Origin of the sequence: Dyella sp. S184 (genome assembly GCF_009766065.1) — a bacterium.
GTDB lineage: Bacteria > Pseudomonadota > Gammaproteobacteria > Xanthomonadales > Rhodanobacteraceae > Rhodanobacter.
The window spans coordinates 426863-451547 of sequence record NZ_LMUE01000005.1; the positions used below are offsets into that span (position 1 = coordinate 426863).

At 60.4% G+C, this 24685-nt stretch carries 23 protein-coding genes; 17 read left to right on the plus strand and 6 right to left on the minus strand.

All coding sequences use genetic code 11. The features are described 5' to 3' along the window. Positions 1-196 precede the first annotated feature (196 nt). Both GSQ75_RS11790 and GSQ75_RS11795 read left to right on the plus strand, forming a co-directional pair. The gene (locus tag GSQ75_RS11790) at positions 197-2599 is read left to right on the plus strand and encodes a TonB-dependent receptor (RefSeq protein ID WP_158755060.1); all 2403 of its coding nucleotides are present in this window, start codon (positions 197-199) and stop codon (positions 2597-2599) included. 28 nt (positions 2600-2627) lie between these two features. Next, complete coding sequence (locus GSQ75_RS11795; protein WP_158755061.1) at positions 2628-4790, plus strand: Atxe2 family lasso peptide isopeptidase; 2163 nt, start codon at positions 2628-2630, stop codon at positions 4788-4790. Here GSQ75_RS11795 and GSQ75_RS11800 read toward each other — a convergent pair. The 4 genes from GSQ75_RS11800 to GSQ75_RS11815 all read right to left on the minus strand — a co-directional run bounded on the left by GSQ75_RS11800 (position 4787) and on the right by GSQ75_RS11815 (position 8217). After that, on the minus strand, positions 4787-6529 hold the full coding sequence (locus GSQ75_RS11800; protein ID WP_158755062.1) for an asparagine synthase C-terminal domain-containing protein: 1743 nt from the start codon (positions 6527-6529) through the stop codon (positions 4787-4789). The genes GSQ75_RS11795 and GSQ75_RS11800 overlap by 4 nt on opposite strands. Then, on the minus strand, positions 6529-7200 hold the full coding sequence (locus GSQ75_RS11805) for a lasso peptide biosynthesis B2 protein (RefSeq protein WP_158755063.1): 672 nt from the start codon (positions 7198-7200) through the stop codon (positions 6529-6531). The genes GSQ75_RS11800 and GSQ75_RS11805 overlap by 1 nt, the downstream gene beginning before the upstream one ends. A 51-nt stretch (positions 7201-7251) precedes the next feature. Next, entirely contained in the window at positions 7252-7392 is a 141-nt protein-coding gene (locus GSQ75_RS11810) for a benenodin family lasso peptide (protein ID WP_158755064.1), read from the minus strand. A 195-nt stretch (positions 7393-7587) separates the two neighbouring features. Beyond that, positions 7588-8217 carry a GntR family transcriptional regulator gene (locus tag GSQ75_RS11815; RefSeq protein WP_174236727.1) on the minus strand — a complete coding sequence of 210 codons (630 nt, stop codon included), beginning with the start codon at positions 8215-8217 and terminating at the stop codon, positions 7588-7590. A 360-nt stretch (positions 8218-8577) separates the two neighbouring features. On the opposite strand from GSQ75_RS11815, the gene GSQ75_RS11825 reads away from it, so the two are divergent. The 13 genes from GSQ75_RS11825 to GSQ75_RS11885 all read left to right on the plus strand — a co-directional run bounded on the left by GSQ75_RS11825 (position 8578) and on the right by GSQ75_RS11885 (position 20951). Then, entirely contained in the window at positions 8578-9150 is a 573-nt protein-coding gene (locus GSQ75_RS11825) for an RDD family protein (protein WP_158755066.1), read from the plus strand. Positions 9151-9158: 8 nt separating this feature from the next. Next, the gene (locus GSQ75_RS11830; RefSeq protein ID WP_158755067.1) at positions 9159-9467 is read left to right on the plus strand and encodes a hypothetical protein; all 309 of its coding nucleotides are present in this window, start codon (positions 9159-9161) and stop codon (positions 9465-9467) included. Between the two features lie 190 nt (positions 9468-9657). Beyond that, a complete protein-coding gene (locus GSQ75_RS11835; protein ID WP_158755068.1) occupies positions 9658-10329 on the plus strand; it encodes a DUF6629 family protein in 672 nt (223 codons plus the stop codon). 312 nt (positions 10330-10641) lie between these two features. Then, a complete protein-coding gene (locus GSQ75_RS11840; protein ID WP_158755069.1) occupies positions 10642-11244 on the plus strand; it encodes an OmpH family outer membrane protein in 603 nt (200 codons plus the stop codon). 91 nt (positions 11245-11335) lie between these two features. Further along, on the plus strand, positions 11336-11992 hold the full coding sequence (locus GSQ75_RS11845) for a thiopurine S-methyltransferase (RefSeq protein WP_158755070.1): 657 nt from the start codon (positions 11336-11338) through the stop codon (positions 11990-11992). A 168-nt stretch (positions 11993-12160) separates the two neighbouring features. Next, a complete protein-coding gene (locus GSQ75_RS11850; RefSeq protein WP_158755071.1) occupies positions 12161-12622 on the plus strand; it encodes a hypothetical protein in 462 nt (153 codons plus the stop codon). A gap of 122 nt (positions 12623-12744) precedes the next feature. Beyond that, positions 12745-13521: a hypothetical protein gene (locus GSQ75_RS11855; protein ID WP_158755072.1), complete on the plus strand. Its 777-nt coding sequence runs from the start codon at positions 12745-12747 to the stop codon at positions 13519-13521. A 152-nt stretch (positions 13522-13673) separates the two neighbouring features. Further along, the gene (locus tag GSQ75_RS11860) at positions 13674-14234 is read left to right on the plus strand and encodes a hypothetical protein (RefSeq protein ID WP_254058551.1); all 561 of its coding nucleotides are present in this window, start codon (positions 13674-13676) and stop codon (positions 14232-14234) included. A gap of 322 nt (positions 14235-14556) precedes the next feature. Further along, on the plus strand, positions 14557-16020 hold the full coding sequence (locus tag GSQ75_RS11865) for a hemopexin repeat-containing protein (protein ID WP_158755074.1): 1464 nt from the start codon (positions 14557-14559) through the stop codon (positions 16018-16020). A 246-nt stretch (positions 16021-16266) separates the two neighbouring features. Continuing rightward, entirely contained in the window at positions 16267-17220 is a 954-nt protein-coding gene (locus GSQ75_RS11870) for a right-handed parallel beta-helix repeat-containing protein (RefSeq protein ID WP_216840669.1), read from the plus strand. Between the two features lie 276 nt (positions 17221-17496). Beyond that, positions 17497-17886 (plus strand): GFA family protein, encoded by a 390-nt coding sequence (locus GSQ75_RS11875; RefSeq protein ID WP_158755075.1) that lies wholly within the window; start codon positions 17497-17499, stop codon positions 17884-17886. Positions 17887-17934: 48 nt separating this feature from the next. Then, positions 17935-19479: a glycoside hydrolase family 30 beta sandwich domain-containing protein gene (locus GSQ75_RS11880; protein WP_158755076.1), complete on the plus strand. Its 1545-nt coding sequence runs from the start codon at positions 17935-17937 to the stop codon at positions 19477-19479. Between the two features lie 143 nt (positions 19480-19622). Further along, on the plus strand, positions 19623-20951 hold the full coding sequence (locus GSQ75_RS11885; RefSeq protein ID WP_254058562.1) for an alkaline phosphatase family protein: 1329 nt from the start codon (positions 19623-19625) through the stop codon (positions 20949-20951). Between the two features lie 132 nt (positions 20952-21083). Here the strand turns inward: GSQ75_RS11885 and GSQ75_RS11890 are convergent, their stop codons facing one another. Continuing rightward, positions 21084-21494, minus strand: coding sequence for a host attachment family protein (locus GSQ75_RS11890; protein ID WP_158755078.1), 411 nt, complete (start codon positions 21492-21494; stop codon positions 21084-21086). Positions 21495-21738: 244 nt separating this feature from the next. Here GSQ75_RS11890 and GSQ75_RS11895 point away from each other — a divergent pair, with 244 nt between their 5' ends. Together GSQ75_RS11895 and GSQ75_RS11900 are read left to right on the plus strand one after the other, a co-directional pair. Further along, positions 21739-22668 carry a M14 family metallocarboxypeptidase gene (locus GSQ75_RS11895; protein ID WP_158755079.1) on the plus strand — a complete coding sequence of 310 codons (930 nt, stop codon included), beginning with the start codon at positions 21739-21741 and terminating at the stop codon, positions 22666-22668. A gap of 118 nt (positions 22669-22786) precedes the next feature. Next, positions 22787-23662, plus strand: a complete 876-nt coding sequence (locus GSQ75_RS11900; RefSeq protein ID WP_158755080.1) for a hypothetical protein — start codon at positions 22787-22789, stop codon at positions 23660-23662. Between the two features lie 172 nt (positions 23663-23834). Here the strand turns inward: GSQ75_RS11900 and GSQ75_RS11905 are convergent, their stop codons facing one another. Beyond that, positions 23835-24680 (minus strand): lysophospholipid acyltransferase family protein, encoded by an 846-nt coding sequence (locus GSQ75_RS11905; protein WP_174236728.1) that lies wholly within the window; start codon positions 24678-24680, stop codon positions 23835-23837. Positions 24681-24685 lie beyond the last annotated feature (5 nt).

Genomic DNA, 24685 nt, shown 5'->3' on the forward strand with positions numbered 1-24685 from the left:
GTCTTGCAATCTACAGAATATAGCTCTACTGTTTATATACTACATATCGACTGTGGCGGTGGAAGTGCGACTGATCGGCCGCACCAGCCACCTGCGCAAGCCATACGTGGGACAGATCTAGCCTGACGACATTGCCAACTCCAGGAGATGACCGGAACGGCAGGCGAGGAGGGCCAACCAAGGGGAGGGACGCAGCATGAAGACAAGCACGCTACGCAACGCCATTTCCATCGCCTTGCTCGTCGCCAGTGCCGGCGCGAGTGAGTGGGCCGTGGCCCAAGACGTCACGACAGACACAACGTCGCAGAGTAGGGCGTCGGTGACCAAGGCGCCGGCCAAGACGCAACCGAAAAAATCGACCGACAAGTCCGCAGCGCCAGCGGCAACTAACTTGCAGACCGTGACCGTCACCGGCACACGCATCCGTGGCGGTGACACGCCGTCACCGGTCATCACGATCGGCAACGAGCAGATTCAGCAGGAAGGTTTCGCGGATCTCGGCGACGTGATCCGCAGCGTGCCGCAGAACTTCTCGGGTGGTCAGAACCCGGGAGTAGTAGGCGGGGCCGAAGGCGGTGGTATCGCCAATCAGAATATCTCTGGCGGATCGTCGCTCGACCTGCGTGGCCTGGGGCCCGACGCCACGTTGACGCTGCTCAACGGGCGGCGGCTTGCCTATAGCGGCTTTGTGCAGGCGGTAGACATCGGCGCCATTCCGGTCGAGGCAGTAGATCGCATCGAAATCATTCCGGATGGGGCGTCGGCCATCTACGGGTCCGATGCCGTGGGCGGCGTAGGCAATGTGATACTGAGGCGCGACTATGACGGCGTAACGGTCGGCACGCGTTATGGTGGCGCGACGGACGGTGGACTCACCACTCGCGAGTACACCGCCACGGCTGGCACCAGTTGGTCCAGCGGTGGCCTGATCGCGACTTGGGAGAAGGCATCCAGCGATCCGATCTATGCCGACCAGCGTGACTATACCGATTACCTGTCCAACCCCACCACGCTCTATCCGCAAAGCGACTTGCGCAGCGGGTTGTTCAGTATCCATCAGTCGTTGGGCAGTCTCGTCGAGCTGCAAGTGGATGCCTTCAGGACTGAGCGTGAGCAGCTCACGTACTACACGGCGATCCCGACCCAGTTCTACCCGGCCACGGCGGAAACGACGACTTCCTTCGTTTCGCCCAGCGTCGAGATATCGCTGCCGAACGACTGGACGATGTCCGTCGGGGGAACCTGGGGTAGGGATGATGTCATCTCGGGACTGTCGATAGGTACCCGCGCGACAGGGCTGCTGACGCCCATTGCCCGCAATCTCTATAGGAATGGGAGCCGTACCTACGAACTGGGTGCCGAAGGTCCGCTGTTTGCTCTGCCCGGTGGAGATGCGCGACTGGCAGTGGGCGCCGGATACCGGACGAACAATTTCCTGCAAAGCAGTTTGGTCAGTGGAACTGTCGGTGCCGACGGCGATGACAGCAGCCACTTTGCCTATGCTGAAATCAATCTACCGCTGATTGGCTCGGATCAGGGTATTCCCGGCGTGCAGCGCCTGGAGCTGACTGCCGCAGTTCGCGGAGAGGACTACGCCAGTTTCGGTAGCGTCACCACCCCGAAACTCGGCTTGATCTATGGGCCCAGTACCGATTTCACGCTGAAGGCGTCCTGGGGCAAGTCCTTCAAGGCACCGACGCTCCTGCAGCGGTATCAAGCGCAGTCTGCCTACCTGTATCCAGCGGCCGCGGTTGGCGGTAGCGGTTATGCCAGCGACGCAACGGTACTGATTCCCTACGGCGGGAATCCCGATCTCGAACCCGAACGTGCGCGTACCTGGAGTGCCTCGATGGCGTTCCATCCCGAGGCGCTGCCGGCACTCGAGACGGAGCTGAGCTGGTTCGACATCGACTTTACTGGCCGTATTGCGCAGCCGCTCGTCTACCAGGCGCAGGCGTTGAGCAACCCCCTGTACGCCCAGTTCATCGACTATTCGCCGACGGCTAGCGAGCAGGCAAGCATTCTCGCGAACTCGCAGTTCAGCAACTTCACCGGCGCTCCCTACGATCCCGGCAAAGTTGTCGCGATTGCCTTCAATCGCTACATGAATACGGTCGCGCAACACGTCAAGGGGCTCGATCTCTCAGAATCGTACGGGGTCGATCTCGGCTCCGGTCGGTTGGCGATTCGAGGATCGCTCAGTTGGCTGGACAGCTCGCAACAGACCACAGCGGCGGATAGTTTCCACGATCTGTCAGGCACCTTGTTCTATCCAGCCAAGATCAAAGGCCGCATCGGTGCCGTCTGGAGTCAGGGCGGGTTCTCCGCTTCGACCTTCGCCAACTACGTCAGTGGCGTGACCAACACGGTGGATGGAAGCAAGTCGAGTTCATTCACCACTATCGACGCCACGCTGCGCTATGCCATCGGTGAGCGCCACGATTTCTTCTCCGACATGGACTTTGTGCTCTCGGCGACGAATCTCCTCGACCGGTCGCCCCCGTTGTACGCACCGTCGAGCAACAACCCACCCTACGACTCGACCAACTATTCGCCAATCGGTCGATTCCTGAGCGTCAGTGTGTCCAAGCATTGGTGATGTCGCCCCCCAATTCGGAGCAAATGTCATGAATAGTTTGCAAAAGGGCAACGGATCGGTCGTCCGCAGGGTGAAGCTCGCAACCATCCATCTCCTGGCGCTGGGAGTGTTGTCAGGCGTGGTGGTGAGCTTGCACGCCGGGGAGGCGATTTCTCCCCGACGTCTTATCGAAGTCGTCGATATCAGCGGTCCGGTGGTGTCGCCGGACAGCAGCCAGGTTGCGTTTCGGACCGAGCAGGCGTCGGTGGCGCGAAATACCTACGATTCGGTGTGGTATGTCCAGAACACGGACGGCAAGACACCACCGCGCAGGGTAGGTGAGGGAGGAGTCCCGTTGCGCAGTTCGGCGGGGCTTTCGCTGCCCGCTTTCGCGGTGTGGTCGCCGGACGGGCGTTGGATCTACTACCGGGCGCTCATGGACGGAAAAGTCGGCGTTTGGCGCGCCAGTGCCGATGGTTCTAGCGCGAAGCCGCTCACGAACGACCCGGCGGATGTGCGGAATTTTCTGCTGAGTGCGGATGGCAAGACGCTCAACTACAGCGTCGGGGCTACACGCGACGAGGTCATCGCAGCGGAGCAGTCGGAGTACGAACGCGGCATTCACGTCGACAGTTCGGTACCCATCGGGCAGGGCGATCTGTTCCGGTCCGGAAATGTTGAAGGCCGTCTTGCGACGCAGCGTCTGGATGTCCTGGGCGATGGGTTCGCTCGCGTTCCGCTGCTTTCCGGAGTTCCGGACCGCTGGAAGGCGATCGATCTGTTGACTGGAAAAACACGCGACCTTGAGGCATCCGAGGTGCCATCGCCGCAAACCATCGCTTCGGCACTGCCGAAGGGGGAATCGAAGCCCTGGAGGTATGCACTCGACACCGTGAATCACCGAGTCGCCCTGCTGACGCGAGTGGGTGACCAAGGGGACTTGGTGCAAAAACCGGGGGTCGAGCTGTCAGTGCTGCTGGGAAAGAATTCTCCACGGCACATCGAGTGTCAGGCTGAGCCGTGCGTCAACAAGGCGATATCGGGAGTCCAATGGAAGCCGGGTAGCGAGGAAGTGGTGTACACGGTGAGCGACCCCGCGGAGGGGATGGCCCAATCCATCTTCCGATGGAATGTGAAGAGCGGCGAAGTGAGGTTAGTTGCACGCTCCGCTGGCCTGCTCAACGGCGGACAGCGATACGGCCTTGAGGACCCAGGCTGTGGCCTGTCGTCCACGGCGTTGGTCTGTGTGGCAGCCGATGCCAACCGGCCGCCGCGAGTTGAGAAGATCGACCTGGAGACAGGCAAGCGCCAGGTCTTGTTCGATCCGAATGCATCGCTTGCGGCCGACATCTCGGCTGACATGCCGGTGAAGCTGCTTCGCTGGAAGGATGCAAAGGGGAGGTTGTTCACCGGGCAATTCTTTGCCGCGCGGAGAACGGGAGATCGCCCGCCCCCTCTGTTCATCGCGTACTACCTCTGCCCGGGATTCCTGCGTAGTGGGTACGGAGGCGAGTGGCCTCTGGCGACATTTGCCGAGCACGGAATTTCCGCGCTGTGCATCAACTATGGCCCTTTCAGCTTCGATGCGGTTGAGCGCTACAACCAAGGCCTTTCGGCAGTAAAGAGTGCAGTGGACCTGTTGGCATCGTCTGGAGAAATTGATCGAACCAGAGTGGGAATGGGTGAACTGAGCTTCGGCACGGAGATAACGATGTGGACGGCATTCAATTCCGATCTTCTCGCTGCGACATCGATCACCGGCGCGTTGCTCTCGCGAAGCATGTACTTGCATGGAAGCCTAAAAGGGAAGGAGTTCATATCGCGTGCGCACAAGGTGTGGCAACTAGGATCTCCCGACGAGACGCCAGAGCAATGGAAAAGAATTGGACTGGAGTTCAATTTGGACAAGATCAGGTCGCCGGTTCTGATGCAGGTGCCTGAGCAGGAATACGTGTGGCTGCTCGACTCCGCCGTTCCGTTGATGCTGGATCACAAGGCTGATCTCTACGTGTTCCCTCAAGCGCCGCACTTCAAGTTTCAACCCAGGCAACTGCTGGCTGCGAACGAGAGGAACGTCGACTGGTTCAGATTCTGGCTGCAGGATTACGAGGATCCCGATCCGGAGAAGAAGAGCCAATATGCCGTCTGGCGTGAGATGAAGGCACATGCGTCCAATCGAGGCGAGAACCCCGCGGGTTCGCGTGGCGACTAGGCTTGGTGACGCAACCAATTCTCGACCGCGAAGAGAAAAAGTATCCGCGTGAAGGACTTGTCCCGCGGTGGAAGCTCTGCATTGAAGAAGCGTGTCAGCGCATCGGAATCCAGCAGGTGTTGATCGTGCAGGGCGCCTGATAGCAGGATCTCGTGAATCTGGCTCTTGTTGCGCTTGAATATGGCGCCAAGATAGCTGATGAATGAACCTTTGCTTCTGCGGTTGAGAATGTTTTGAGGCAGTACGTCGGCGAACGCGGCTCTGGCGACAGCCCGGTTTTGGCCACCGGTTATCGACATCCATGAGGGTACTTTGAGGCACGCCTCGACGACAGGTTGAGAAAGCAGAGGCATACGGATCCAGCAGTTCTCACCGCGATAGACGATGTCCCTGAACAACTGGTTGCTGGCGAGATCGAAGATTCTTTCCCGGTCGCCAAGTAGCACGTCTGTCGGAGCATCGAGCCACGGGTGAGATTCTGCCGGTCCGATGGCAATGGACGGATTCATGAACGTTCGGTCTGGTGCGCAGGCTGCTTTCGGTGCTCGCATCATTTTCCGAGCCGTCAGCTTTGCAGCCTTCCACATCGTGCACTGATGCAGGACGGAAAGATCCCTGATCGATGAAATACCCGTGACCATGCCGCGCTCACTTATCGCATCCGCAGCAGGGACCGCATTGGTCAGAAGCCCGAACACCGTGTCGCCACCAGCACCCATATACGAGCTCGAAGCTCCGTATCGCCGGGCTGCAGTTTCCATTGCGTTCGACACCGCATATTGCAGGATACCCATCCTGGGCGAAACGGCATCGGGGAACGGCGCGACGTCGCAGCACGCAATGTCGAGATCAAGTTGTTCGGTTTGTAGTTCTACGCCGAGATAGCTTGCCATCTGCCTGGCGTACTGGCGTTCGTCGGCGCCAGGTACAGGTGTTGCCAAGTTGTAGCAAGTTACCCGCGGCCGCGTATTCTTCAGGCAGGCCGCGACAATGGAAGAGTCGAGACCTCCGGACAGTTCCATAAGAATGGATTCGTCGAAGTCAGCCCAGGTCCTGACCACGGACGCTACGGTTGTCCGGATGTCGGCAGCAGCATCAGCAAGATTGGTGTGTCGGTGTCCCGGCGCGACGAAGCTCCACGGCGACCAGTTCAGATCCGTTGTGAGCTCCGTTCGACCAACGACCAGCGAGGATCCCGGTAGCAGCTCGCGGATATCGACAAGGCCGGTGCGACTTGTCTTGAGGTTGGGGTAGGTCAGGCAATGGGCGATGAAATCCCAGTCAATTCGCTTTCGGTATAGATCAAGGCGTGTCGCCATTGAAATGCCGGACGTAACAAAGCCAGCGCCGTTCCGGAGTGAATAGACACAGGGAACGCCGCCAGACGGGTCGCGGGTAATGACGGCGCCCGCGTCGCCTTCGTCGCAGGGCTGGACCAGCACGTACTCGCCCCAGAAGTTCTCCATGATGTGTTTTCGCAGACGCTTGTGACTTGAGAACGCTGGGAACTGCGCGGTTGCATCAAGTGGTGAGGGCTTGCGCGAAAACAGATGTCCGATTGCGAGTCCGCCTTCCGGCAGCGAGAGGCATGGCGTTTCCTTCGAGAGAAAGAGCCTGATCGATCCCGACGTGAGGGGCTCGCGCATGCCATCGATCTGCAATGCGGCTTCGATCTCGGGTAGGTTCGCGACATCCCACCGGCGATTGATGTCTACGAGCGCAAGGTAGCGGTAGCTCATCAGATCACCCTAATCGGAGTATGGGCATTGGCGTGCCCGACCGTGTCGTTCAGAACCAAGTCTCCGGCCTGTACCCAGCAATGCGCCGAGAATGGATCGGACGTGACGCCAAAGACGATGCTTGCGTGGAGTCTTCGTCTGGCGAGGAACTTGACCATCGCGAGAGAGTCGAGCAAGCAGCGGGTTTCGACAGGTGTGTAGGCGCGTGCGAGCCTGAATTCACCGGAGGCTTCGAGCAGTAGCTGCTCGACTGCCCGGTCGGAAATGGAGCCTGGACGTGGTTGCTTGCTTGGTCTGAAGGCCACAACTGAGTCGAGGATGGTCCTCAGCGGACGTGTTCTAAGCTGCCGGCGTATCGAGCAGACGGTGATGAATACGTCGACTAGTGAGCCGAGATGAAGTTTGGCTTGGCAGGATTGTTCAAGGGCGCTTCGGGCGGGGTATTCGATGTTCACAGCCGTCACTCGGCCTTGCGAGCCTGGGGCTTCTACCAGGATATTTCGTTCTACCAGTGAACCGACGCCGGTATCCTTATTCCCGTTGGCGTATGCAATGAAAGGGCGCTCCAGGTTGCTCGACAATCGAAAGTAGCGGTCGTTCCGAATGTCCAGGAAGATGAGGCGATCGTCTACCCGGCAGAAAGACAGATCATTGCGTAATGTGTAGGTCATGGTGTCCTCACCAACAAGAGTGAGGCGCACCTTTCGGTGCGCCTCGTTGGCTCATTCCTCGGAGATTCCCGGCATCACATTGAGCCCGGTGGGCTCGATGACTCCTCCGGGTCCCTGGGTCTCGACACTGGCGACGCCGAGCTCGACGACGTCTTCTGGGGTGTTGTTGAGGATGTTCTCGTTCGTGTTCATCTCGATCTCCTACGGTGACGTCATGGCAGTCCCATGACGCGAGCAGCGTAGGAGCCGGAAATTTTGATTTTCAAATGATTATTGCGCTGTCATCTGGTGATTATTCCGGGAGCGTGATGGTGGTCCCGCAATGCCGGACTCCGCATCGACGCTTCTTCGCACGATGACCCACGAGGGCACTGGATCGGAGGCTGCCTAGGGGAGGTAATCGTTGCGATCGCTCAGCAAGGCCACGATGCGCGGGACGAGTCGCTTGCGGCGTTCGTGATAGTCGCGCAGTGCGGACTTCAGGGCCGGCATGTCGCGTGTCTGCCAATGCCGTTTCAGTACCGAAAGCTCTTCGAAGCTGTGCTTGAGCAAGCCTTGCTCGGCCCGACGTATCGGCGCCAGCCGGTCGTTGGCCTGCTTCACGGCATGGTGGAGGGACCTGTGGGCTGTCGCGCGTGCGATCGCATCGAACAGTTGCCACGTCAGCTTGACTGGATCGTCGTCAGCGGACGCAAGCTCCAGCTGATCTGTCTCCCGGGCTGCCGGTGCTGTGCCGATATCGCATGCCATCAGCAACAGGCGTTCCATCCAGTCGTAGAGGTCGCGCATGGCGACTTCGGTGAGCAACGGGACGTGCAGTCCACCGCGGGCATGATCGATGAGCAGAGCTTCGCCGACCAGGCGGTACAGGGCGAATCGAACCGGCGTGGGACTGGTTTTGAACTCTGCGGCGAGCGTGGCCGGGTCAAGCCGCTGCCCGGGTGCGTAGCGCCCCGACCGCAGGGCGCGTTTGACCTGTCCGTACACGAATACACTCTTGGAGTGGATTGCATCCATATGCTGAACTCCATGTCGGCGGATGGTTTCCTGAGTTGGTGGTACAAGGATTTTGTGTCACGCAAAGGATCGGACTTTAGCTGCCCCCGTGCCTGTCCCCATGACCAGGCCAGCTGCGATCCAGGTTTGTGCTGGGGTTCGCAATATCTTACGACCAGCTCGCTGGAAAAGGGGGAAAGGTGTTGGAGCACCAAAACGGGGTCGGGTGATCACCGCGTCGATGAGTCGGCGTGGCAACTGCCGTGACGCTGCCCGCAGCGGAACGCTGTTTGTCTCCTCTAAAGTGGAGCGGCCTCGCGGCCAACCCCGAAAGGCGGCGGTCTGCGTTACATGGAATACCTCCTCTCTGTCGAGATATCCATGCAGCGCTTGACCCTGTTTTGCAAACGTCTGCTGGCCCTGTTCGTGGACTGCATCGTGCTGACGACGATGAACGGCGTGCTGCAGCCCTTGCTGATGATCGGTTATCTCATCGCCGCATCGCCCAACCCGGGCGGTGACGCGCGCAATGGCGCGCTCGTGTCGCTGCTGCTGGGCGGACAGCTTGTTCCTGCCTTTGTCTATTTCTGGCTGTTCCATGCCTGCCGCTGGCATGCGACGCCGGGCAAGCTGCTGATGGGCATCGAACTGCGCGAAGCAGGCTCGCGACCTCTCACTACTCGCGCCATCGCGAAACGCTCCCTCTATGCGCTGTTGACCCTGTTGTCCGCCGGGCTGGGTTATGTGTGGGCGCTGTTCGATCGTCGTGGTCTTGCCCTGCACGATCATCTGGGGGCCAGCGTAGTCGTGCGCCGCGGTGTCGATGCGACCTTCGCGGTGCCTGCCGCATCGCTGGCACCGTCGGCGACGATCCTCATCGTGCTCGCCAGTTATGTGCTGTACGCCGTTGCGGTGATCCCGTGCGCGCTGGTCATCAGTCTGGTGTTGCGATGAGGACTTCCATGGTGACGACAGGCATCTTTGCGGCGCTCTTTCTGGGTGCGCTTGGCCTGAAGCAATGGGTCATGCGTATCCATCCCGCGATCCGCGCGTTCCAGGCGCACAACGACGGGTATCTTGCGCCGATGAAATGCGGGGCGTTGGTGCGCCTCCCGCCGAATCTCGCGCGCTATCCGGACGGTTCGCCCATCTACTTCGACAACGCCAGCGGAAAGGTAGTCGCACAGTGCGACAACCCCTTGGCCTGGCACTCCATCAGTCCGGCGAAGCGCGTGCGCTGTCCGCCGGCTGGGTGGACATGCGGTCCATGATGCCGGGAGAACAAATAATCGGAACACGAAGCGGGTCAGAGACATTTATAAGGTGTTTGAAGCCGACAAATGATTCTGGCCCGTTTGCCTGGGGCGCGGAAAATGCCCAAGCACTATCTCATCCATCGCTATCTATCGACAACGCAATGGTCGACACTGCGCCGCACTACGATGATGGATACGGCTATATATGTGCTTCTCTGCAACCGCCAGTTTTGTAAGTAGCGCACTGATCGCCGGCGTTGGTATCGCCACCCTCGGGTGCGTACGCGGGCATCGCAACGAATGGCTGTTTGCCTCGATCCCGTTGCTGTTTGCGTTCCATCAGTTTGCCGAAGGCGCCGTATGGCTCGCCTTGAGCGGCGACAGCGTACTCGGTGGCCTCAAGCCGTGGGGATTCGTGTACATGCTCTATGCGCAAGGAGTGTTGCCACTGCTGATCCCGCTGAGCGTCTGGCTGATCGAGCCGGGAAAATATCGTCGTCTGATGGTGCTGCCCTTTCTGGTGCTGGGCGCCGCCCTCACCGTTTACCAGCTTTGGGCGCTGCTGAATTTCGATACCGCGATCTATGCGCATGATCACAGCGTGGTCTACTCGAATCCCGCCACCAACCAAATGGCGGTCGCTGTCCTTTACGTGATCGCCACCTGCGGCTCGCTGTTCTTTTCCGGATACCGCTACATCATCGCGCTCGGCGCAGTGAACCTGGTCGGCGTGCTACTGGTGATGTGGCTCAAGCAATATGCCTTTACCTCGGTATGGTGCACCTATGCCGCCGTGGTCAGCGTGCTGATTTACTTCCATTTCAGGCGCCCCCACCACAAACGGAAACTGTTTTCGGCTGTTACCCTGCGACCATGACCAGAGCATGGAACGCCACGACGGCTCGCCGTCTCGGCGTTGCCCTTTTTGCTGTCGGCCTGCTGGCTCTGGGGGTGTGCAAGCACGGCAGCCACCTGCTCAGACCGCCGATGCCGTCGACAACCTCGCTCGCGAGTACGGTGCCCAGCTGCAGCGCTCGCTGCCAGTAGCGAAAGCATTGGGAAAATAAGGTGTCAGGATTACTTCCTGACCTAACGCCGACTGACTCGCGCGCGCCAATGTCAACAGGGAGTCACCATGTGGCAGCGCGTTCGCTTATTCTCAGGGCTTCAGCAAACAGGACAACCCAACATGAATATGCACCGCCCATGGTTCACCGCCGCGCTGGTCGTCGCAGCCGGCCTTTCCATCGCTCCCATGTCTCCCGCGCGGGCTGCCGATCCTCTCGAGGGCAATGCCGTGCCGGGCGTGTGCATGCTTTCGCGCGAGGCGGTTTTCGCGCAGGCCAAGGTCGGGCAGGCGGCGAGCCAGCGGCTGAGCCAGTTGGCGACCCAGGCCCGGTCACAACTGGACGCCCAAGGCAAGCCGCTGCAGGCAGACGTGCAGAGTTTCCAGCAGAAGGCTGCGTCGTTGAGCGAGACGCAGCGCAGTCAGCAGGGTGAAGCCCTGCAGATGCGGTCGCAGGCCTTCCAGGAGGAAGTGGACGAGCTCAGCAAGCGTATCCAGCTGACCCGTGCCAAGGTCATGCAGACCATTGGCGAGGATGCACAGCCGATCACCGCGGATGCCTACAAAAACCATCACTGTGGGCTGTTGCTGAACCGTGATGCGGTGCTGGGCGGCAACGCGACCAACGACCTCACGAGCGATGTGATCCAGGGCCTGGACCGCAAGGTCGGCACGATCAATTTCAATCTGGAGCCGTTGCCAAGCAAGACCACCAACAAGCCGTGACGTAGACGTGGGCGGGCGAAACGTTGTCAGGATCACTTCCTGATCTGACGATGTTTGACTTGCTCGTTCTCACTCCAACACGAGCCACACCATGGACCCCGGCTTCTGGCATCAACGCTGGCGCGAAGGCCGCATCGGATTCCACCAGGACAAACCGACGCCACTGCTGCTCGAGCACTGGCCGGCGCTTGAACGGGCACCCGGCAGCCAGGTATTTGTACCGCTGGCCGGCAAGTCGCTGGACCTCGCCTGGCTGGCGGCGCAGGGCCACCGCGTGCTGGGGGTGGAGCTGTCGCCGCTGGCGATCGCGCAGTTCTTCGTCGAGCATGGCTTGACGCCGCAGGTGCACGATTCGCCTTATGGCCGCCACCACCGGGCTGGCGATGTCGAACTGATCTGCGGCGATGTCTTCGGCCTCGACGCCGACGTCCTGGCTGATTGCGCGGCGGTTTACGACCGCGCCGCGCTGATCGCGTTGCCGCCGCCGCTGCGCCGTCGTTATGTGCACGAGCTGCATGCGCTACTGCCTGCCGGCTGCCGCGGCCTGCTGATCACGCTGGAGTATCCGCAACACGAAAAGCAGGGGCCGCCGTTCGCCGTGCCGGAAACCGAGGTGCGCGATCTGTATGATCGCGACTGGCGCGTGGAGACCCTGGAACGCTGCGATATCCTCGCGCAGCAGCCGGGCTTCGTCGCCGAAGGGGTGAGCGCGCTGGAGACGGTGGTCTACCGGTTGTCGAAGAGATAAGTGGCTAAGGCTAAAGGAATAGTGCACGCATGATGTGGTCGTTCTTCCATGAAAGGGATCAGAGACATCGATCGGGCATTCGAAGCCAACAGATGTCTCCCAACTTTTCCTGGTCTCTCTTGCTCGAATTCATTTTGCCGAACCGATACTTGGCGGACAGGGGTAGTTATGAAAAAGTTTCTCTCGATTCTTGGTGGTATCTTTCTTCTGATCGTTGTGGTCGCCGTGGTGTTTATCGGTATCGGTGTCTATCAGGGGAACAAACTCGACAAGTCCAGCAAAGCGTACGTCGAGGCAAACATTCGACCCATTGTTTCGACATGGTCGAAAGACGAGCTGGTGAAACGCGCATCTCCGCAACTGCTGGAGATCATCAACAAGTACCCTGACCAGCTTGATCAGCTGTTCAAGAAGCTATCGAAGCTTGGCGCCCTGCAAAGCCTGGGGGAGCCGAAGGGTCAGTCGCTTGTCGCTTACACCAACAGCACGGGCAAGGTTGTCAGTGCCGCGTACACGGAGACCGCCAAGTTTGATAACGGCAACGCGGACATCAGCATCCGACTGATTCAAGTGGACGGACAGTGGCAGTTCCTGCTCTTCAACGTGAACTCACCTTTGATGCTTCAGTGAGTGAGGGTTGCAAAACGAAAGCAGAGCTCTGAGCGCACTTTTCAACTCTGCCCTGTGTTAGTCGCCGTGGTGATGACCCTGTCCCGCCCTCGACGAGGGGCTGCATTCCGAAGGAGCCTTCCATGAAAGCTGTCGCTGCCCTGCTGGCGCTGATGTTGACCTTGACCTGTACTGTCCGCGTGCACGCAGCAGACCCTGGCCCGACGCTTGTTTCACGCGAGTACACCGACGTGGTGGCGCCGGCCGAGCAGGTGGCCTACGAGGCTGGCATCAAGGCCTACAACCAATGCCTGCGCGAACACGACTTCAAATACAGTTGGACCGCCTGGGTCCACGAGACCGGCGACACTTTCAGCTACTCCTACACCACCGACCTGCTGCCCTGGGCGGCCTTCGATGCCATGCACGCGGCGGCACACGCTTGCGACCCTGTGCTTCGATCGAGTGTGAACCCGCATCTCAAGAGCGAGATGGGCGGATTCACGCAGATGCTTCCTGAATTGAGTCACCTGTCGAAGGGCCAGCATGCAAACGAGCCCCTCCTCGAGGTCAACAACATCAAGCTGAAACCTGGGCACGAGCCAGAGGAAACGTTCGTCGACGTGATGCAGAAGGTCACTGCGGCGGCTGAGAAAACCCATTGGAACTATTACTACGCCATCAGCGCGGTGCGTGACACCGACAGCAATACCCCCAACTTCACCCTGGCGATCTCTTCCAGGAGCTGGGCCGAACTGGGCACGGAGCCCGAGACCCCGATGTGGGCCATGGTTGCGACGGTCTATGGCAAGGACACCGCGCAGGCTATGCGTAAATCGCTCAATGACGCGCTCGATTACGAGACCAACTACATCAAGAGTTACAGCGCCGAGCTGTCCTACAAGGCGTCCGACAAGTAACGGCGTCGCTCTGGAACCCGGACCCGAGAATTGGAGCGGCGGCAAAGGGGCGCGAACATTTTCCGCAATGCCGGGCCACGGCGCGCGCCATCGGCTGCTAACCTGCGCTCATGATCAGAGCATGGAACGTCACGACGGCTTGCCGCCTCGGCGTGGCCCTTCTTTTAGCCGTCGGCCTGCTGGCCCTGGGCGGGTGCGCCACTGCGCCGCCCCGTAACAGCCAGAGTATCTGCCGGGTCTTCGAGCAGTACCCGAGCTGGTACCGCGATGCCCGCGCGGCGCAGGAGCGTTGGGGCACCCCGGTCAATGTGCTGATGGCATTCGTGCAGCGGGAATCCGACTTCCGCGAGAAGGCCCAGCCGGCCCGGCCGCATTTCCTGTTCATCCCGCTGCCGCGCCGGTCCAGCGCCTATGGCTACGCGCAGGCGCAGGACCCGGTGTGGCAGGAGTATCTGAAAGCGAACGGCCGCTGGTTCAAGAGCCGCAAGAACATGAACAACTCGCTCGATTTCCTTGGCTGGTACACCGACCGCATCCATCGCGAGCTGGGCATCTCCAAAGGGGACCCGAGACACCTGTATCTGGCCTACCACGAAGGTATCGGTGGCTACCGTGGCGGCCAGTGGCAGCATGATCGCCACTTGCTGCAGACCGCCGATGCCGTCGACAACCTCGCGCGCGAGTACGGCGCCCAGTTGCAGCGCTGCCGGTAGCGAAAACGGGGGTCAGCGTGCTTGCTGCGGCCGCGAGAGGGATGGGGCGGGGCGCCATCGGCGGCGCGAATCATACGTACGCTGCATCCCTGCTCAATCAAACGGTCTAAGTACAAACGCGTAGGCAATAGCCTCCATGCGTGGCTGACGGCCGACGGCTAGTGCTTGCGTGTTATGGAGCCGGCGCTGGCGCGGCGCTAGCTTCCGCAACGCGTCGCACGTCGCGTGCGCGTTGCTGAAGTTCGTCCTTCACATCATACGATCCGCCACGCCAACGGAGCACTGCTCGTGACGGGTCATGCACCCCTCTTGGAGAGCTGCCGTGTACGACTATTTCTTTGCTGGCAATCAATACATCCGCGTCACTCGCGACGATACGGGGCCGGGCGTCGTGGATGCCGGTTATCCGCGAACCATTTCACCCAACTGGGGCTGGGGTTCGTTCGGCGCCAACGGTATTGACGCGGCGCTGTATAGCGGCTCGAAGTGCTATTTCTTTTCGGGCAAGGAATACATTCGCGTGACGCGCGGGGTGACCGGGCCAGGCACGATCGATCCGGGTTACCCGCGGCCGATTGCACCCAACTGGGGCTGGGGCACGTTCGGCGCCAATGGCATCGATGCGGCGCTGTACAGCAATTCGAAGTGCTATTTCTTTTCGGGCAAGGAATACATTCGTGTGACACGCGGCGAGACCGGCCCGGGCACGGTGGATGCGGGCTATCCGCGACCGATCTCGGTGTGGGGTTGGGGCTCATTCGGTGCGAATGGAATTGATGCTGCGCTGTATAGCGGGTCGCGCTGCTATTTCTTTTCCGGCGACCAGTACATCCGGGTCACGCGCGCCGACGAAGGTGCGGGCACGGTGGATGCCGGCTATCCCAAATCCATTTCGCCGAACTGGGGCTGGGGAAGTTTCGGCAGCAAGGGCATTGGCGCGGCGCTCAACAGTGGCGGCCCGTATGCGGCTATCCCCGAACAAGGCTTGGGCAGCAATTCGAATTACTTCCTGTACAGCCCCGCCCAGCCCGTGTTGGAGGGCGCTGTCAGCAAGGAGAGGATCCGCGTGGGCCCCGGGCTTCCGGTGTTCACCTCGTGCAATCATTTGCGCGGGCTCTCGGTGCACATCATCGTGGACACCGACATCACCGGCACCAACGGCTTCGGTTTCCAGATCAACGCGTACTCGGCCAGGGGTGACTACGTCGGTGCGCAGCAGTACGTGGTGCTGCTCATTCCGAACAACAGTTCGCCCAGCCTGACGTGTGTGGTGTGCAACTTTCATGACAAGCAGGAGCCGTTGATCAATATTCAGCCCTGGCTGGCCAACCTGCCGACCAATACGCTGCCCGCCGGGTACCAGATCATCATCACCTTGTTGAACGACGCGGCCGACAACATCACCGGAGCGACCTATGTGGTGATCGACAACCACGGCCATACCATCGGCAACAAAACCATTTCACTGAGCGATCAGCCTGCTGAGAACCTGGCGCCCATCGTCGCCTTCCAGGTCAACTTCGTGGGCGACATCAATGGCGCCACCACCACGCTCGCCTCCGGCGCGGGCACCATGACCTACACCGCTTCCAACCTGATGTCGGTGTTGAATACCGAGCCGGCGTGCGTGGACTGGACCTACAGAACGGTGGAGGCCGCCAACAGCATGTACAGCCTGCTGCCTGACACGCCGAGCGACGGCTTCACCCAGTCGTTCGGTTTAAGCGTGGACGGCAAAGTGATCCACAGTATCGGCGCGGTCCAGCACAAGTTGACAGCTCGATAGTTGCGCTCAGCGGCGTGATCGACATTTCTCTTCGAAAAAGCCGGGCCAGCTCACTCTGACTCCTGTTCCGACCGTTCAACGTGCTGAGCCTGCCGAGCCATTGGAATTGGGTATGCCGCTATTGCGAGCCAGAAGTGCAGTCTTGCCCATTACTAAACTCCAACGTTCCACATTGTTGACATGTGCGTTGCCGTATCCTTGGCTGCGCGCCAGAAGTGACCGTGGGCGTGCCGGGGATGTTCTGGAGTGTTCCACTGGCTGTGGGGAATGGCCCAGGACCACATTTGTTCGACTGAAAGGGGTGAGAACATGAAACGTTTATTGAAGGTGGCGCTTGCCGTCTGCGTTCTGTCGTTTGCATTCATCACGTCTGCTCACGCACAGGCGACGCGAACCTGGGTATCTGGCGTGGGCGATGACGCGAACCCATGTAGCCGCACTGCGCCATGCAAGACATTTGCCGGGGCCATATCCAAGACCGCGGCCAGCGGTGAAATCGACGCACTCGATCCGGGTGGCTTTGGTGCGCTGACTATTACGAAGGCCATCACGATCGATGGTGGTGGGCAACTGGCTGGCGTGCTGGTCTCCGGCACCAACGGCATAACCGTCAGTGCCGGAGCCACTGACACGGTCGTCCTCCGCCATCTCGCATTCAGCGGTATTGGATCGGGTCTGGACGGTGTCCAGATCACCAGTGCCGGCAATGTGGTCATCGATCACTGCACGTTCCAGGGATTCACCGTCAACAACATCGAGGTCAGCCTTGCGAACAGCGGTTACGTGCTGGTGCAAGACTCCACGATCACCGGTGGCGACAAAGGCATTGTCATTACCGCGACTACCGGTCCGGGCCCGGTCTCGGCGCTCGTGAAAAACGTTACTATCCAGGGGACGCGCATCGCACTGCAGACACTGCGTGGCCATATCGACGCCACTCATTCAACCATTCAGAACAGCCTTGGTTATGGTGCCATAGCCAGCGTAGGCTCCATTGGTCTGGAGGACAGCATCTTTTCCGGCAACGGGACCGCGATACAGGCTCAGCCGGGTGGCCAGGTCAACATCTCCAATGTCGACATGTTCAACAACACCGCAGGTATCGGTGCGGGCGGCGGCTATGTGGGGTCCGCACTCAACAACCACCAGTTCAACAGCACCACGCCCGGCGCACCAACCGGGACGATGCTGACTCAATAGCTTCAGGTCGCTGCCCTGATCATCCGGCATCCGCTGCGGAACACTGCAGCGGATGCTTTCAACAAGGGTGCCAGGTAGATTTCCCCCGCCAAAAAATTCCTGAACCCTGTTCCTGTTGTGGTTCATATCGATTTCTTTGGGAGAACTGCCGAATCGTTGCGCTTTGCGGCGCGATGCATGGTCAGTGGCTGGCAGTGGTAGTTGCCTGCGTCCCGTTTCAAGAAAACGGGGCAGCTCGGATTCACTTATCATGGATCCATGGCGCGGGAAGCAGCAATGATCGAAGGCTCATGCCACTGCGGTGCGGTGCGATGGCAGTTTGACGGCCGGCCCGATGGGGCCACGGCCTGCAACTGCACGGTCTGCCGCCGCTACGGTGTGCTCTGGGCTTACGACTACGTGGATGAAGGCATTCGCGTCGTAGGGCATACACAGGCCTACGTCCGCGGCAATGCGATCGAATTCCATTTCTGTCCGGTTTGCGGCTGCGTGGTGTGCTGGCGCGGCCGTGAGACGGATGCAGCGGGGCGCCGCCGCACCGCCGTCAACCTCCGTTTGGCTGAGCCCGAAGCCGTGGCGCAGATTCCCATCGACCATTTCGATGGGCTCGACACATTCGATGACCTGCCGCGCGACGGCCGGTGTGTCGCTGACTATTGGTTCTGATGCGCATCCGAGTGAACTGCAGTGTGAGCGATGGGCTTGGTATGCACCATGGATGAGCGCAAAGGTGTTCCCGGCTGGGTGGTCATTGCATCCATTGCCTTGATTAGCTTGCTCGCGCTGGCGGCGCTTTATGCGCCGCGCTTCAGGCATCCCAGAGTGGTGCCCAAAGTGATCCCGACGGCGCATCCGATCATGCCCACGGTCGATGTGTGGCTCAGCACAGAGGATCGCCGGCTGCGTCTGGCCCAGCAGCCCGGTCTTGTGATGAGCGCCCGCCAGTCGGCACCCGCCGATGTGGTCATCGACATCAACACGAAATATCAATCCATGGTCGGCTTCGGGGCGGCGATGACGGATTCGTCGGCGTGGTTGCTTCAGGACAAGCTGAATGGGGCCCAGCGCAGTGCGCTCTTGCTCGAAATGTTCGGGCCGCCGCCCAACCTCAATTTGAACATGATGCGCCTGACCATCGGCGCCTCGGATTTCTCGCTGCAGCAATACACCCTGGATGATCTTCCCTTTGGCCAGGTCGATCCAACCTTGCAGCACTTCAATGTCGTCGCCAATTCGCTTGAGGTGATACCGACCGTACGCGAGGTCCTGTCCGTCAATCCGCAGTTGCGCATCATCGCCTCGTCATGGAGCGCGCCGGCGTGGATGAAGGACAGCGAAAACCTGATTGGCGGTGCCTTGCTGCCGCAGTACGAAAGCACGTACGCGGACTATCTCGTCAAGTACCTCGACACCTACCGTGGTTACGGCATCCCCATCTTCGCCTTGAGCCTGCAGAATGAGCCGGGCTTCATACCGGTGACTTACCCGGGCATGGATTTACCTGCGGCCACGCGGGCGCGCATCATCAAGCAGTATCTCGGCCCGGCGTTGGCAAGCCGCAACGCAAAAACACGCATTCTCGAGTGGGACCACAACTGGGACCAGCCGGAGCAACCCTTGAGCGTGCTGGCCGACCCCGATGCGGCGCGGTATATCGATGGCGTGGCCTGGCACTGCTACAACGGCAGCCCGTATGCTCAGAGCAAGGTGCATCATGCGTACCCCAAAAAGGACACCTACATCACCGAGTGTTCGGGCGGCGACTGGGCGTCAAGCGCAAACGGCGAGCTGCTTTGGTTTACGCGCGACCTGCTGCTCGCCGGGATCAGGCAGTGGGCGCGTGGTGTGGTGTACTGGAACCTGGCACTCGACGAGCAGCATGGCCCGCACTTCGGTGGGTGTGACGCCTGCAAGGGCGTAGTTACCATTGACTCGCACACCGGCGAAGTGAGTCGCAACGATGAGTACTACGCGTTCGCCCACTTCAGTCGATTCGTCTTGCCTGGTGCCTTCCGGGTGGGATCGACCGAGACCGACAAGGGCCTCGACAATGTGGCATTCCAGAATGTCGCTGACGGATCGATCGTGCTGGTGATGGTAAACAGCAATACGAGCGAGCGTCGTGTCTCCGTGACGCAGGGCCAAACCGGTTTCGAATATACGTTGCCACCGGAGAGCGTGGCGACTTTCGTATGGAACCCGGATCAGACGCATGTATGGGTGCGACGGGTTCTTGGCTGGTTGAAAAGCGTCCGCTAACGAGCGGGGCGATCGGCGGGTGCAAACTGCGGGTGCAAGCTGATTGAATGATGCCAGTGTTCTGACAGGCGCCTTTTCTCCAGCGAGAGGATCGCATGATGTGCTCAAACTCCAGTCTGCTTCGAAACGTCGTCGCCACGGCGATGCTCCTTGCGGGCAGCGTCGCGCTTCCGCTTTGCGCACAGACAGTACCTGCCACGCAGAGTCCGAAGGTCGTGGTGATCAGTCTGGACGCCTTCGGTGCGGCCAGCCTGCATGAGCCGGAGCTACCCGCACCGACGCTGCAAGCGTTGATGCAGCGCGGCGCTTATGCGGTTGCCATGCAGTCGATCAATCCCACCATTACCTGGCCCAACCACACCGCCATGGTCACCGGTGACGACGCGAGCCTGCATCACGTGCTGGTCAACGGGCTCATCGTCAACCAGCGCACCGCCACGCCACCGAGGATCGAGATGTGGGTACCGAAATCGCGGCTGGTCGCGGTCCCCACCGTCTACGATGCCGCGCACAAGGCGGGTCTCACCACGGCACAGGTGGACTGGGTCGCCATCGAAGACGCACCGGGCATCGACTGGCAATTCGCCGAGCGCCCCGATCCCGCCGGTGCCATCGAGCAGGATCTCGTGCAGCAGGGCGTGATCACCCATGACCAGCTCGTGCATTTCGGCGAACCATCCCAGGCCTGGCGGGATCGCATGTATACCCGCGCGGCGATCGACATCATCCAGAAGCATCACCCCGACCTGCTGTTGCTGCATCTGCTGTCGCTCGACAGCATCGAGCATGAGACAGGTTTCGGTAACGACTCGGGGCGCAATACGATTGCCTTTCTCGATGACCGCGTAAAGGATGCCATCGACGCGGTGCGCGCCGCCGGAGAGCTCGACCGCACGACCTTCATCATCGTCTCCGACCACGGTCAGCAGAGCGTTCACCAGCTCTTGCACCCCAATGTCCTGCTCAAGCAAGCCGGCCTGCAGGCCGCTTCGGCGACCCAGCCCAGCTATAGCATCGTTGACGGGGGTTACGCCCTGGTCTTCCAGCAGCATGCCACGGAGGCTTCGACCAAGGAGTTGAAATCGCTCTTCGCGGGCAGGCCCGGCATCCGCTCGGTACTGACTCCCGCCGAGGCGGCGAAGGTAGGATGGCCGACGCCGGCACAGAGCGATCAAGCGCCTGACCTTCTGCTCTACACCGCAGACGGCTACGCCTTCCGTGATGGCAGCACGGGCGATTATCTGACACCGACCAAGGAAGTCGGCGACCACGGCTACCCCAACTCGGACCCCCTCATGCAGGGCATTTTCATTGCGGCGGGTTTCGGCATTCGGCCCAAGGGTGAAATCCCGGCCTTCCTCAATGTCGACATCGCACCGACGATCGCGCAGCTCCTGCACGTTTCCCTCGGTACGGTCCAAGGCAAGCCGCTGACGGGAATTTTGGAATCACCTGACCGCGTGGGCAAGTAGGTAGGTCCGACGTCAATGAAGCCGGCGCCCTTAGCAAAATCGGGGGCCAGAGTGAGTTGGCCCTGGTTTCGAAATCACCACCGAACCGAGGCAGATAAACGCCCGGCCGGTGATGGAGTGGCCTCGGTGGTGCTATTCGTTCGCTTTGAGAATCTTCTCGATGTCTTCCAGGGTCGAGTTGGTCAGCGTCTTGGTCAACTCGCCGGTGAGGCGTTTGCTCGTCTCCGCGTGCAATTGGGGGCGGATCTCGCCCATCGTCTTCGGATCGGCGATAAGAAACAGATGCTCGAACTCCTGCTTCAACGCGGCAGCATTCAGTCGATGGACCAGTTGCTTGGCGAAGGTGGCTTCATCGGTCTGTTCGGGGCTTGCTTCAGGCGGCCGGTGACCTGATGGTCCCTGGCCTTGTTCGTCAACCACATCCGGCTTGATGAGATCGTCCTGCTTCAACTGCAGTGCGTCCTGCTTGCCGAGGTTATGGAACAAACGTGCCTGGGTACCATCGGCAACGACGACCCAGGTACCGGTAGGAATCTTGTGCATCGGTCTCTCCTTCAATCCATCGTGACGCAGCAAAGTGTTGCGCCAGCTCACTGACCCTAACTGTCTCGACGTGATGAGCCTGATAACGGCATCCGCCAGCAGTCAAAGCGGGTCGGGGTAATTAAGGGCGGCGCTACAAGGGGCGCGCTTTGATCAGGGTCAACGTCAGTAGTATCGGCGCCGTTTCAGACCAGTGCTAAAGTGCTTCGCCTTCCCTTGACGCCACGGCAGAGCGAGCAACCTGATGACGACCAACGCACCCTATCCGATCGGTAAGCCCGGACTTCCCTGGGGCGCGGCAGAAGTATCGGCGTGGCTGTCACGCCAGACTCCCCAGCGCAGCTACGCAGCGGATGTACTGAGCATGATCGAGAAGCTGCGCTCGCGCTTCGATGTGTCGGAGTACGGCCGGCTGGATTACGCGCCTGACAGCTACCCGCTGTTCGCGATCAAGAGCCGTGACTGGCGCGACGAGCTGCCCATCGTGCTGGTGACCGGCGGCGTGCATGGCTATGAAACCAGTGGCGTACACGGGGCGCTGCAATTCGTCGACCAGCATGCGGAGAACTATGCAGGTCGGGCCAACCTCATCATTGCACCTTGCGTCAGTCCCTGGGCCTACGAGCGGATTCATCGCTGGAACGCGGATGCGCTCGACCCGAACCGCTCGTTCCGCGAGAACAGCCCGGCGCAGGAGTCGGCGGCGCTGATGCGCCTGGTCGCGCCGTTCCGCGATCGCGTGCTGGTGCATATCGACTTGCATGAAACCACCGACAGCGACGAGTCCGAGTTTCGCCCGGCGCTAGCTGCCCGTGATGGCGTTGATTACGAGGCGGGTGAAATCCCCGACGGCTTCTATCTGGTCGACGACAGTGAACATCCGCAACCGGCGTTCCAGCAGGCGGTGATCGCGGCGGTGGCGAAGGTCACCCACATTGCGCCGGCCGATGCCAGTGGCGAGATCATCGGCTCGCCCGTAGTCGCGCCAGGGGTCATCGAGTATCCGCTTGCAAAGCTCGGCCTTTGCGCAAGCATCACCGGCGCAACCTATAAGACCACCACCGAGGTCTATCCCGACAGCCCGCGGGCAAGTGCCGAGCAATGCAACGCCGCGCAGGCGGCAGCGGTGTGTGCGGCGATCGATTTCGCGTTGGCGCAGCCTGCAAGGGCTTAAGTCGAGCGGTCTTGAAGCAGGCAACCGCAGCATCAGACTGCACTTTCGTCTGCTATAAAGCGACCTTGCACGTCGACAACGTCAACTCGCAAGTCAACCGACCAGGGAAAGGAACCACATGTCCAAGATCCGCATGCAGTGCACATCAGCAATTACCGGCCTTCTGCTGGTGCTCATCATGGCACTTCCCGCAAGTGCACAGACCTCTACTATTGCGGCTACCCAGGCGGTCCGCCCCAATGGCATTGGAATCCTTCCTCTTCCGCTGTTACCTCGGCCGCCGCCCGACATAAACCTGTACACCACGTACTCCTTTGGCAATCCAGCATCCATAACCTGGGTGGTCTGCGGTAGAACGACTGAAAGCGAAGGCTGCTATGACTCTGGAAGCATGGGACCCTTCGGTCACGCCGGTGCCATCATCGAAGGCAACGAGGTAGTTAACAACAATACGGTCACACGCAACGTCTATGTGGTGGATGACGCGGCGGGTAGCGGGGCAGGTGTGACGTTGTATGTCTACCAGAAGACTGATGCCGTGACATCTTCGTTTGACACAACGACCATAACTCTGACCAATACGGTCGCCCTTCCACTTACTGGTGGAGCCAATGTAACGACCTACATGGCCGCCAATGCCGGCTACCTCTTCATCGGAACCAACCTCAGCCAAGGCGCTGTCGAGGTTCAAAAAGCCGGTTTGTCCATCGGAACAATTGGCGGGTTCTCGCCACCGATGAATGTGTCGGCCATTACGGCCAACAAATATGGTTACGTGACGGTGAACTTCGGGGGTGCTGGCGGTGCCAGCGGTTTCTACGCTTTTGGCCCCAATGGTGGCTCTGTCGAAGATGGTGGCGGAAACGAAAATGTGGTCGATACGATGAACGCGATTTCCACTGCAAACCTTGGGGCCAATGGCAGCAGCGAGATTTCCGCATCAAGAATGCAGATTCGATTCAAGAAAGCAGCACAGGGCACGACTGGGAACTGAGCGGTTCCAATCAAGCCACATCTTTAGTTCTGAAAAGCAATGGCGCCGCTATCATGCGGCGCCATTGTCATTTTTGCTGACCGAAAAAGGGGAGCAGAAGGCGGTGTGCACTTTTCTGCAAAGTTGATTGTGCTTAGGTGCTCTTGATGCGGGGATGGCCGTGGCCTTCGGTTTACGCGTGCGCGCCCTCGGGAGCGATTCGCGTTGCATGGCGGGAACCCAGCCCCGACGCCACGATGTCATGCACCTGCGCCGCCAGCACCTTGCGATCGACGTCGGGCGGGATCGCGATCGGTGGATGGAACACCACCCGCACCACCGCGCCGGACCGACGCAGGAATTGTCTGACGTGTGCACCGGCTTCCATGTCGCTGTGGAACGCGTAGCCGTCGCGGTCGCCGCCCATCGACAGCGCGCGTCCATCGACGGAGCGGATGTCCAGGGTAAACGGCTGCAGCGTCCACGTCTGTCCCGCTGCCTGCGGACCCAGGAACAGCGAGAACAGGCTCGACTTGAACGGTGCCACCCGCTCACCGGAGGATGTGGTGCCTTCCGCGAACAACACCAGGTCATGGTCTGGGCGCATTTGCGCGGCGAGGTTCGCCGCTACATTGGCCGCGTCGCGCCGGCGGCGACTGATGAACAGCGTCTGCCCAAGCTCACCGACGAAGCGCATGCCGGGCCAGCGCTCCATGTCGTCCTTGGCGATGAAGCGTGCGCGCAGCAGGCTGCCCAGCAGCACGATGTCGTAGTGTGAGATATGGTTGCCGACGAAGACCGTGCCGCCGCCATCGCGTGGTGTGCCGACGACCTCGGCGCGAATCCCGAGTGCCCGGCGCAGGCAGCCGAACCACCAACGCGGCAGCACGAAAGCCGTCCGCCCGCGGGTGAAGCGCATCAGCACCCACTGCAACGGCATGAGCACCACGCTCGCCAGCAGCATCGCCGCGAGCTTGATCCCGGCGCGCAGCGAGGCGAGGGCGGCGCCGGGGGAGTGGTCTGTCGTGTCGATGCTCATGCAGG

Bases quoted from the DNA above. Each gene is read 5' to 3' on its own strand.
- GSQ75_RS11900 (WP_158755080.1), top strand. From the start codon at position 22,787: ATGTCCAAGATCCGCATGCAGTGCACATCAGCAATTACCGGCCTTCTG.
- GSQ75_RS11840 (WP_158755069.1), top strand. From the start codon at position 10,642: ATGAATATGCACCGCCCATGGTTCACCGCCGCGCTGGTCGTCGCAGCC.
- GSQ75_RS11880 (WP_158755076.1), top strand. From the start codon at position 17,935: ATGGATGAGCGCAAAGGTGTTCCCGGCTGGGTGGTCATTGCATCCATT.
- GSQ75_RS11905 (WP_174236728.1), bottom strand. From the start codon at position 24,680: ATGAGCATCGACACGACAGACCACTCCCCCGGCGCCGCCCTCGCCTCG.
- GSQ75_RS11810 (WP_158755064.1), bottom strand. From the start codon at position 7,392: ATGAACACGAACGAGAACATCCTCAACAACACCCCAGAAGACGTCGTC.
- GSQ75_RS11800 (WP_158755062.1), bottom strand. From the start codon at position 6,529: ATGAGCTACCGCTACCTTGCGCTCGTAGACATCAATCGCCGGTGGGAT.
- GSQ75_RS11895 (WP_158755079.1), top strand. From the start codon at position 21,739: ATGACGACCAACGCACCCTATCCGATCGGTAAGCCCGGACTTCCCTGG.
- GSQ75_RS11795 (WP_158755061.1), top strand. From the start codon at position 2,628: ATGAATAGTTTGCAAAAGGGCAACGGATCGGTCGTCCGCAGGGTGAAG.
- GSQ75_RS11890 (WP_158755078.1), bottom strand. From the start codon at position 21,494: ATGCACAAGATTCCTACCGGTACCTGGGTCGTCGTTGCCGATGGTACC.
- GSQ75_RS11805 (WP_158755063.1), bottom strand. From the start codon at position 7,200: ATGACCTACACATTACGCAATGATCTGTCTTTCTGCCGGGTAGACGAT.
- GSQ75_RS11790 (WP_158755060.1), top strand. From the start codon at position 197: ATGAAGACAAGCACGCTACGCAACGCCATTTCCATCGCCTTGCTCGTC.
- GSQ75_RS11835 (WP_158755068.1), top strand. From the start codon at position 9,658: ATGTGCTTCTCTGCAACCGCCAGTTTTGTAAGTAGCGCACTGATCGCC.
- GSQ75_RS11885 (WP_254058562.1), top strand. From the start codon at position 19,623: ATGCTCCTTGCGGGCAGCGTCGCGCTTCCGCTTTGCGCACAGACAGTA.
- GSQ75_RS11815 (WP_174236727.1), bottom strand. From the start codon at position 8,217: ATGGATGCAATCCACTCCAAGAGTGTATTCGTGTACGGACAGGTCAAA.
- GSQ75_RS11875 (WP_158755075.1), top strand. From the start codon at position 17,497: ATGATCGAAGGCTCATGCCACTGCGGTGCGGTGCGATGGCAGTTTGAC.
- GSQ75_RS11845 (WP_158755070.1), top strand. From the start codon at position 11,336: ATGGACCCCGGCTTCTGGCATCAACGCTGGCGCGAAGGCCGCATCGGA.
- GSQ75_RS11850 (WP_158755071.1), top strand. From the start codon at position 12,161: ATGAAAAAGTTTCTCTCGATTCTTGGTGGTATCTTTCTTCTGATCGTT.
- GSQ75_RS11830 (WP_158755067.1), top strand. From the start codon at position 9,159: ATGGTGACGACAGGCATCTTTGCGGCGCTCTTTCTGGGTGCGCTTGGC.
- GSQ75_RS11825 (WP_158755066.1), top strand. From the start codon at position 8,578: ATGCAGCGCTTGACCCTGTTTTGCAAACGTCTGCTGGCCCTGTTCGTG.
- GSQ75_RS11855 (WP_158755072.1), top strand. From the start codon at position 12,745: ATGAAAGCTGTCGCTGCCCTGCTGGCGCTGATGTTGACCTTGACCTGT.